The organism is Micromonospora sp. NPDC005806 (assembly GCF_042871425.1).
In the GTDB taxonomy this organism is placed as follows: domain Bacteria; phylum Actinomycetota; class Actinomycetes; order Mycobacteriales; family Micromonosporaceae; genus Micromonospora.
The window spans coordinates 1-8043 of record NZ_JBIAIL010000084.1 but is presented as its reverse complement, the minus strand read 5'-3'; the positions used below and the strand labels follow the sequence as shown (position 1 = coordinate 8043).

The 8043-nt window shown below is 72.6% G+C and carries 8 protein-coding genes; 6 read left to right on the top strand and 2 right to left on the bottom strand.

The window, feature by feature from the left end; genetic code table 11:
* The first annotated feature begins 308 nt into the window (after window positions 1-308).
* The 3 genes from ACFYOS_RS36065 to ACFYOS_RS36055 all read left to right on the top strand — a co-directional run bounded on the left by ACFYOS_RS36065 (window position 309) and on the right by ACFYOS_RS36055 (window position 3331).
* On the top strand, window positions 309-632 hold the full coding sequence (locus tag ACFYOS_RS36065; protein WP_387151729.1) for a hypothetical protein: 324 nt from the start codon (window positions 309-311) through the stop codon (window positions 630-632).
* Window positions 629-1282, top strand: a complete 654-nt coding sequence (locus tag ACFYOS_RS36060) for a nucleotidyl transferase AbiEii/AbiGii toxin family protein (RefSeq protein ID WP_387151727.1) — start codon at window positions 629-631, stop codon at window positions 1280-1282. Before ACFYOS_RS36065 ends, ACFYOS_RS36060 begins: the two co-directional genes overlap by 4 nt.
* A 249-nt stretch (window positions 1283-1531) precedes the next feature.
* On the top strand, window positions 1532-3331 hold the full coding sequence (locus ACFYOS_RS36055; RefSeq protein WP_387151725.1) for a bifunctional metallophosphatase/5'-nucleotidase: 1800 nt from the start codon (window positions 1532-1534) through the stop codon (window positions 3329-3331).
* A 63-nt stretch (window positions 3332-3394) separates the two neighbouring features.
* Here ACFYOS_RS36055 and ACFYOS_RS36050 read toward each other — a convergent pair whose 3' ends face one another.
* Window positions 3395-3589: a hypothetical protein gene (locus ACFYOS_RS36050; protein WP_387151722.1), complete on the bottom strand. Its 195-nt coding sequence runs from the start codon at window positions 3587-3589 to the stop codon at window positions 3395-3397.
* A gap of 97 nt (window positions 3590-3686) precedes the next feature.
* Between ACFYOS_RS36050 and ACFYOS_RS36045 the strand changes: the two genes are divergently transcribed.
* Window positions 3687-4721: an NAD(P)-dependent alcohol dehydrogenase gene (locus ACFYOS_RS36045; RefSeq protein ID WP_387151719.1), complete on the top strand. Its 1035-nt coding sequence runs from the start codon at window positions 3687-3689 to the stop codon at window positions 4719-4721.
* 38 nt (window positions 4722-4759) lie between these two features.
* On the opposite strand, the gene ACFYOS_RS36040 is transcribed toward ACFYOS_RS36045, so the two are convergent.
* On the bottom strand, window positions 4760-5926 hold the full coding sequence (locus ACFYOS_RS36040) for a geranylgeranyl reductase family protein (RefSeq protein ID WP_387151717.1): 1167 nt from the start codon (window positions 5924-5926) through the stop codon (window positions 4760-4762).
* Window positions 5927-6076: 150 nt separating this feature from the next.
* Here ACFYOS_RS36040 and ACFYOS_RS36035 point away from each other — a divergent pair, with 150 nt between their 5' ends.
* Window positions 6077-6313 carry a hypothetical protein gene (locus ACFYOS_RS36035; protein WP_387151715.1) on the top strand — a complete coding sequence of 79 codons (237 nt, stop codon included), beginning with the start codon at window positions 6077-6079 and terminating at the stop codon, window positions 6311-6313.
* A gap of 72 nt (window positions 6314-6385) precedes the next feature.
* The gene (locus ACFYOS_RS36030) at window positions 6386-7840 is read left to right on the top strand and encodes an MFS transporter (RefSeq protein ID WP_387151733.1); all 1455 of its coding nucleotides are present in this window, start codon (window positions 6386-6388) and stop codon (window positions 7838-7840) included.
* The last annotated feature ends 203 nt before the right edge of the window (window positions 7841-8043 follow it).

Sequence of the window (8043 nt, the reverse complement as noted above, 5' to 3'; positions counted from 1 at the left end):
ACACGGCGCCGATCGCGACGCACGTGTCGGTTCAAGATGGGGACAACTTCACGGAAACTGTCGCCTCCGCGCCCGTGGAGACCACACTTTCCCTGAAGTTGCGCGGATCTTGAAACGGGACGGGCCGGACATCCGGGCGGCGCGGGACCACGACGCGGGTGTGGCCCGCCCTGACCGGCGCAGGGCTCAAGCCAGACCCCCCCGAGCCGGGCACGGCGGGCCACACCCCACAACCCCAACCACAGACACAAACGCAACCACCGAAAACCGCAACCACCGATGAACGGCCCAGGGGTTACCCTGACATCATGCAGGCCACGACCACGCACCTCGCCCGCCCCGGGCGTCCCGCCGTGGTGGCCCGTACCCTGGCCGAGCTCACCGGCCCCACCCGGGGCATCGTCGAGCTCCCGGTACGCCTGATGTGGAGCAGCGAACGGGCGTTCGACCTCGCCGACCCGGACGACCTGCTCTGGATGTACGAGAACGTGCTGCGGGAGACCACTCGCGTCGACGACCTGCGGGCGCTCATCAACGGACGAACGCTGCGCCGGGTGTGGCGGCGGCTGAACCTGCCCCGGGGCGTACGCCTGGCGTGGGAGAGCCGGCACCGGGGTCTGCGTACCGCGTGAGCCACTTGCACGACTTCTACCGGGAGGTGGCCCGGGTGGCCCTGGCTGCCGCCGGTCCGCACCGGTTCGTGCTGGGCGGCGGGGTGGCCTGGGCGGCGCACGGTCTGGTCACCCGCCCGACCGAGGACGTGGACCTGTTCGCGGACGTGGAGGGGGCGGCCGCCGCAGCGGCGGCCGGGGTGCGGGAAGCGCTGGAGCGGGCCGGCTACCAGGTGGTCGACGCGGATCCGGACAGCGAGCTGGGCGCAGTCTTCGACGGTTTCGACCGGGACATGCGGGACTTCGTGGTGAGCCGGAACGGCCGGCAGATCCGGCTGAGTCTGGCCCGGCTGGACCGGTACCGCAGCCCGGTGGTGATGGACCTCGGTCCGGTGATGGACGTCCGGGACCTGATCGCCAACAAGACCGCCGCGCTGGTGAACCGGCGGGAGGTCCGCGACTACATCGACGTGTCCGCCGCCCTGGACCGCTACGGCGTGGCGGAACTGGTGGAGCTGGCCCGCCAGGTGGACCCAGCGCTGGACCTCGAGGACGTCCGGGCGGCGGGTCGCTACCTGGATCGGGTGCCGGACCGCCGGTTCACCCGCTACGGCCTCGGACCCGAGCAGGTCGCCGAGGTGCGCCTCCGGATGGCCGCCTGGCCGCGCTGACCACGAGGGGTCGCTGCCCCGGTGCCACTGCTGCTGCTGCGGCACCTCCCTTCGTCCACTTTGTTGCCTTCGCCCTGCCCGCCGGCAGCGGGCGAGAACGGCCGGTCGGTGGCCGACGTGTTACGCGAGGGTGGCGGCCGGCGCTGTTGGGGTGAAACAACTCGGGGCGATGTGGCGCGAGTGACATCAGGTGGTTATGGTGCGCAACGGCGCCCACGAGGCGCGTCGACCCCCATGGAAAGGCACCTCATGACCTCCTCCTCCGGCGCCTCGCGCCGTCAGGTGCTGGCCGTCGCGGCCGCCGCCGCGACCGCCCCCCTGATCGCCGGCGCCCCCGCGCGGGCGGCCGAGTCGCAGGGCAAGGGCCCGAAGACCTGGGACCTGACCGTGCTCGGCACCTCGGACACCCACGGCAACGTGTACAACTGGGACTACTACAAGGACGCCGAGTACGACGACAGCAAGCACAACGACGTCGGCGTCGCGAAGCTGGCCACCCTGGTCAACCAGATCCGGGCGGAGCGCAAGGGCAAGGCGACCCTCGTCCTGGACGCCGGTGACACCATCCAGGGCACCCCGCTGGCCACCTACTACGCCAAGCAGGAGCCGATCACCGCCACCGGTGAGACGCACCCGATGGCCAACGCGATGAACGTCCTGAAGTACGACGCCGTGACCCTGGGCAACCACGAGTTCAACTACGGCCTGCCGCTGCTGGCCCAGTGGATCGGCCAGCTCGGCTTCCCGGCCCTGGCCGCGAACGCGATCAACGAGAAGACCGGCAAGCCGGCCTTCCTGCCGTACGTGATCAAGGAGGTCGACCTCGGCGGGCAGGACGGGCCGACCCTGAAGGTCGGCATCCTCGGCCTGACCAACCCGGGCGTCGCCATCTGGGACAAGGCCAACGTCGAGGGCAAGCTGATCTTCGCCGACATGATCGCCACCGCCGCGAAGTGGGTGCCGATCATGCGGGAGCGCGGGGCCGACCTGGTCATCATCTCCGCCCACGGCGGCGACAACGGCACCTCCAGCTACGGGCCGGAGCTGCCGAACGAGAACCCGGTCGCGCTCATCGCCCAGCAGGTCCCGGGCATCGACGCGATCCTCTTCGGCCACGCCCACAACGAGGTGCCGCAGAAGTTCGTGACCAACGCCGCCACCGGCGAGCAGGTGCTGACCTCGGAGCCGTCGAAGTGGGGCCAGCGCCTCACCCGGATGGACTTCACCCTGACCCGGGAGAAGGGCCGCTGGAAGGTCGTCAGCAAGGGCTCCACCATGCTGAACACCAACACCGTGGTCGAGGACCCGGCGGTGCTCGCGGCCGTGCGCGGCCAGCACGCCAAGACGGTCGACTACGTCAACGAGGTCGTCGCGCAGTCCGAGGTGGAACTCTCCGCCGCCGAGTCGCGGTACAAGGACACCCCGATCCTGGACTTCATCAACCAGGTCCAGACCGAGGTAGTGACCACGGCCCTCGCCGGCACCGCGTACGCGGGCCTGCCGGTGCTGTCGATCGCCGCGCCGTTCAGCCGCACCGCGGTCTTCCCGCAGGGCGACGTGCGCATCCGCGACGTCGCCGGCCTCTACGTGTACGACAACACCCTGGAGGCGGTCGTCGTGACCGGCGCCGAGGTGAAGGCGTACCTGGAGTACTCGGCGAAGTACTTCGTCACGCAGCCGGTGGGGGCGACCGTCAACCCGGACACCATCGCCGACCCGGCCGTGCCCGACTACAACTACGACGTGATCTCGGGTGTGGACTACGACATCGACATCTCGAAGCCGGTCGGGCAGCGGATCACCCGCCTGGTCCTGCCGGGCACCGACACCCCGGTCGCCGCGGACGCCCAGTTCGTCATCGCGGTGAACAACTACCGGCGCAGCGGTGGCGGCAACTTCCCGGGCATCGTGAAGACCCAGGTCTACAACCAGCAGCAGGAGATCCGCCAGCTCCTGATCGACTGGGCCCAGGCCAAGGGCGTCATCAAGCCGGGCGACTTCTTCGTCGAGAACTGGAAGCTGGTCCGCGAGGGCGTGCCGGTCTTCTGATCCGTACCGTTCCGACGGGCCGCGGGGTTCAGCCCTGCGGCCCGTCGGCCGTTTCGGGACCAGTCAGGCGCCGCCCGCCCGCAGGTCCCACTCGTGCTGCCCGCCGGCCGGGCCCGGCCGGTCGCGGCGCGGCTCGGTCTCGGACTCGGTCAGCGCCACCCGCTCCTCGGGGCGGACCGCGGGCGGCAGTTCGCCGAAGCGTACGTGCCGCAGGAACGCGTACTCCTCGTCGGTGAACGACTCGCTCGACTCGCTCATGACCGCATTGTGCGCCCGATCGCCCACCGCCCGCATCAACCGGAACGGCGCGGGTAAGGCGCCACGACGACCGCCGGCGACGAGGTGGAGGACGACCATGCGCGCGGTACGGATGACCGCTCCCGGGGTGCTCGAACAGGTCGAGGTGCCCACCCCGACAGCCGGCCCGGGCGAGGTCCTGCTGCGCGTCGGCGCGGTCGGCGCCTGCCACTCCGACCTGCACATCCTCGACGCGCCGCCGGGGCTCTTCCCCACCCCGATGACGCTCGGCCACGAGGTCGCCGGCACGGTCGACAGGGTCGGCGCCGGGGTGGACGGCTGGGCGGCCGGGGACCGGGCCGCGGTCTACGGGATCATCGGCTGCGGACACTGCCGTGCCTGCCTGCGCGGCCTCGAGAACCAGTGCCGGGTGGTGCCGGTGGGTGGCATCGGGCTCAGCCGCGACGGCGGGCTCGCCGAGCACGTGGTGGTGCCGGCGTCCCGACTGCAGCACGTGGGCGACCTGGACCTGGCCCAGGCGGCCCCGCTGACCGACGCCGGGCTCACCCCGTACCACGCCCTCGAGCTGGCCCGGGAGAAGCTGCGCCCGGGGACGACCTGCGTGGTGATCGGAATCGGCGGGCTGGGCCACATGGCGGTGCAGATCCTGGTGGCCACCACCGCGGTCCGGATCGTCGCGGTGGACACCAGCGTCGCGGCGCTGGACCTGGCCAGCCGGATGGGCGCCCACGACGTGGTGCAGGCCGGACCGGACACCGTGGACAAGATCCGAGCGCTGGTCGGCCCGCCGCCCGACGGAGCGGACGTGGTGCTCGACTGCGTCTGCGCGCAGCCCACCCTGGACACCGCCCGGCAGGTGGTCGCGACCGGCGGCCAGCTGCTGCTGGTCGGCCTGGCCGGCGGCACGTTGCCGGTGCGGCCGGTCGTCGACGAACCGCCCCCGCTGCCGATGGAGACCAGCGTCGAGGTGCCGTTCTGGGGCACCCGGGCGGAGCTTCAAGAGGTGATCGCGCTGGCCCGGGGCGGCGTGCTGCAGGCCGACGTGCAGACCTTCCCGCTCGCGGAGGCGCCGGAGGCGTACGAGCTGCTGCGCCGGGGGCAGATCCACGGGCGGGCAGTCATCGTGCCCTGACCACCCGTATCCGGGGTGGGACGCCCGGTGGCGGTGGGCTAGCGGGCTGCCGTGTCGACCCTGGCGGCCGCTCTCGGCCGCCACGGCGAGAGCCGGTCCACCAGGGCCAGGCCTGCCCGGACCGGGCGCCGAGCGAGGGTCTCCTCGAAGCTGACGCGGCCGTGGCAGAACCGGACGAACATCCGCCAGCCCGGTGGGGTGGCGAGCAGCGTGTGGAACACGTCGGGCCGCCGCTCGAAGACCTCCAGCAGCCGATGCCCGGCCTGCATCGCCGGCACGAGCTGCCGGCGTACCTCCCGCTCGTAGACCTCCGGGTCGCCGCCCGCGACCGCCTCGCCGGCCAGCCGCCCGGAGCGCAGGGCGTAGCTGATGCCCTCCCGGCTCCACGGTTCCAGCAGGCCCGCGGCGTCGCCGGCGACCAGCACCCGGCCGCGGCGCAGTGGCGCGTCCTCGGCCCGGCAGCGGGTCAGGTGGCCGGAGTCGTGCTCCGGGGTCACCCCGGACAGGCCCAGCCGCGCCACGAAGTCGCGCAGGTAGGCCCGGGTCCGCTCGCCCTCGCCGCGGGCGGAGATGACGCCGACGGTGAGCCGGTCGCCCTTGGGGAAGACCCAGCCGTACGACCCGGGGACGGGACCCCAGTCCAGCAGCACCCGGCCCCGCCAGCGGTCCTGCTCGGCGGGGGGCACCGGCAGCTCCAGCTCCAGCCCCAGATCGACCTGGCGGAAGGTCACCCCGACGTGCCGGGCGGTGATGCCGGAGGAGCCGTCGGCGCCGATCACGGTGCGGGCGCGGACGACATCGCCGTCGGCCAGCCGGAGGCGTACCTCGTCGGGGTCCTGCTCCACGGCGCGGACCGCGACGCCCTCGCGGACCTCGGCCCCGGCGGCGATCGCGGCGGCCCGCAGACGGTCGTCGAACTCCTCGCGGCGCACCATGGCCAGCAGCGGACCGGAGTGCCGGCGGGTGAATTCGCGTCGCCCGTCCCGGGTGACCGTGATCCGGTCGACCCGGTCGTGTACGGGCACCTCGATGCGGTCGGCAACTTCGGCGAGCGACGTCCCGATCAGGCCGCCGCCGCAGGTCTTGTAGCGGGGATGGGTGGCGCGCTCGACCACCAGCGTGCGGACGCCGGCACGGGCCGCGGCCTGGGCGGCGGAGAGGCCGGCGGGGCCACCGCCGACGACGACGAGATCCCAGATGATCACTGGTTCAGCCTAGGGCACCGCGCGGCGGCACCGCCCCTCGCGCGGCCGTCGCGAGCCCCCCGATCGGGTGGGCATCATCGGACATCGTCGGGGTATGCGCCGGGCGTAGACCGCCCGCCGGTCGGGCGGATCACGCCGAGGAGGGAAGCGATGCAGCAGGTACAGCTGTCTGCGGTCGAGGAACGGGTGTACCAGGCCGTGTCCGCGCTGGAGGTGCGGGGCCACGTCCCCTACCCTGACCTGATCGCCCAGGAGACGGGGATGACCGAGGAGGAGCTGCGCGAGCCGCTGCACCTGCTCACCGAACGAGGCCTACTGCACCGGGAGGACTCCCCGATGGCGGGTCTGGACTTCGGCCCGCGGTGGTGCGCGCGCCAGATGGCCTGACACCCACCGTTTGCCCCACCGGGGGCCGGGTAGCGATCGGGGATGCGTGATCGACGGTTCTCGGGGGGCACGATGAGCGCGGACCGGTCGTCTGCGCCGGCGGAACCCGCCGGGTACGGCGGTCGGCGGCGCTGGCAGGCACTCGGCGTCGGCCTGGTCGCCGCGTTCATGACGCTGCTGGACATCAGCATCGTCAACGTCGCCATACCGTCGATCGACCGGGCCGTCCACGCCACGCCGAGCGATCTGCAGTGGGTGCTGTCGGGGTACGCGCTCACCTTCGGCCTGGTGCTGGTGCCGGCCGGGCGGTTCGGTGACGCGCGCGGCCGGCGTACCGCGTTCGTGGTCGGCGTCGCGCTGTTCACGCTGACCAGCGCGCTGGCCGGGCTGGCCCGCTCGCCGGAGTGGCTGATCATCGCCCGGCTCGTCCAGGGCGCCGCCGCCGGCGTGGTCAATCCGCAGGTGAGCGGGATGATCCAGGAACTGTTCCGGGGTGCCGAACGCGGTCGGGCGTTCGGGCTGCTCGGCGCCACCATCGGCATCTCCACGGCGGTCGGTCCGCTGCTCGGCGGGCTGCTCATCCAACTCGGCGGTGAGGAGCACGGCTGGCGGTGGGTGTTCTTCGTGAACGTCCCGGTCGGCATCGTGGCCATGCTGCTCGGCTGGCGGCTCATCCCGGCCCGGCCCGCCGGCCAGCCCGACCGGCACCGCCTCGACCCGCTCGGCGTGCTGCTGCTCGGCGCCGGGGTGACTCTGGTGCTGCTGCCGCTGGTGCAGCGGGCGCAGTGGCACGGCTCGGGCAAGTGGGCCCTGATCCCCGCCGGGCTGCTCTTCCTGGTCGGCTTCGCGCTCTGGGAGCGGCGGTACGCCCGCCACCGGCAGCCGCTGTTCGACCTGCGGCTGTTCGGTCTGCGCTCGTACACGCTGGGCTCGCTGATCGGCCTCGTCTACTTCGCCGGGTTCACCGCGATCTTCTTCATCTTCACGCTCTACCTCCAGATCGGGCTGGGCTACAGCGCGCTGATCGCCGGCCTGGCGATCACCCCGTTCGCGCTCGGCTCGGCGGCCGCCTCGGCGGTGGGCGGACGGGTGGTAACCCGGTACGGTCGACCGCTGGTGGCCGTCGGACTGCTGCTCGTGGCGGTCGGGCTGATCGCCACGATCGTCGTGCTGCACGGCGAACCGCACCACTCGGTGCCGCTGCGCACCGCCGTGCCCCTGCTGCTCGCCGGGATCGGCAGCGGCCTGGTGATCGCGCCCAACCAGACCCTCGCCCTGTCCGAGGTGCCGGTGCCGCAGGCCGGCAGCGGGGCGGGCATGCTGCAGACCGGGCAGCGGATCGGCTCGGCCGCCGGTATCGCGGGGGTGGGCGCGCTCTTCTTCTCGTCGCTGGCCAGCACCCACGGCGACTGGGCCGCCGCGTTCCGGCACTCGTTGCTGCTCGCCACCGGGATCATCGTGGTGGCGCTCGGCGCCGCCATGGTGGACATCGTGGCCGGTCACCGGCGGTCCAGCGCGACCTCCTGATCGGGTGCCTCGGTGGGTGGTTGCTGTTGTGGGCTGGGTACGCAAAAGGCCGCTGGCCGGCACCCCTGTCTCGGGGTGCCGGCCAGCGGCGTGATTGCGTTTGTCAGTTGTTCCAGTGCTGGGCGACGAGGTCGGCGGCCTGCTGCTCCCACTGGGCGTAGGCGTCCGGGTAGGCCGACACCTGCACGGTCTGGGCGGCCTGG

Excerpts from the sequence above, each read along its gene's own strand:
- ACFYOS_RS36065 (WP_387151729.1), top strand. The coding sequence starts at position 309 with ATGCAGGCCACGACCACGCACCTCGCCCGCCCCGGGCGTCCCGCCGTG.
- ACFYOS_RS36055 (WP_387151725.1), top strand. The coding sequence starts at position 1,532 with ATGACCTCCTCCTCCGGCGCCTCGCGCCGTCAGGTGCTGGCCGTCGCG.
- ACFYOS_RS36030 (WP_387151733.1), top strand. The coding sequence starts at position 6,386 with ATGAGCGCGGACCGGTCGTCTGCGCCGGCGGAACCCGCCGGGTACGGC.
- ACFYOS_RS36045 (WP_387151719.1), top strand. The coding sequence starts at position 3,687 with ATGCGCGCGGTACGGATGACCGCTCCCGGGGTGCTCGAACAGGTCGAG.
- ACFYOS_RS36035 (WP_387151715.1), top strand. The coding sequence starts at position 6,077 with ATGCAGCAGGTACAGCTGTCTGCGGTCGAGGAACGGGTGTACCAGGCC.
- ACFYOS_RS36050 (WP_387151722.1), bottom strand. The coding sequence starts at position 3,589 with ATGAGCGAGTCGAGCGAGTCGTTCACCGACGAGGAGTACGCGTTCCTG.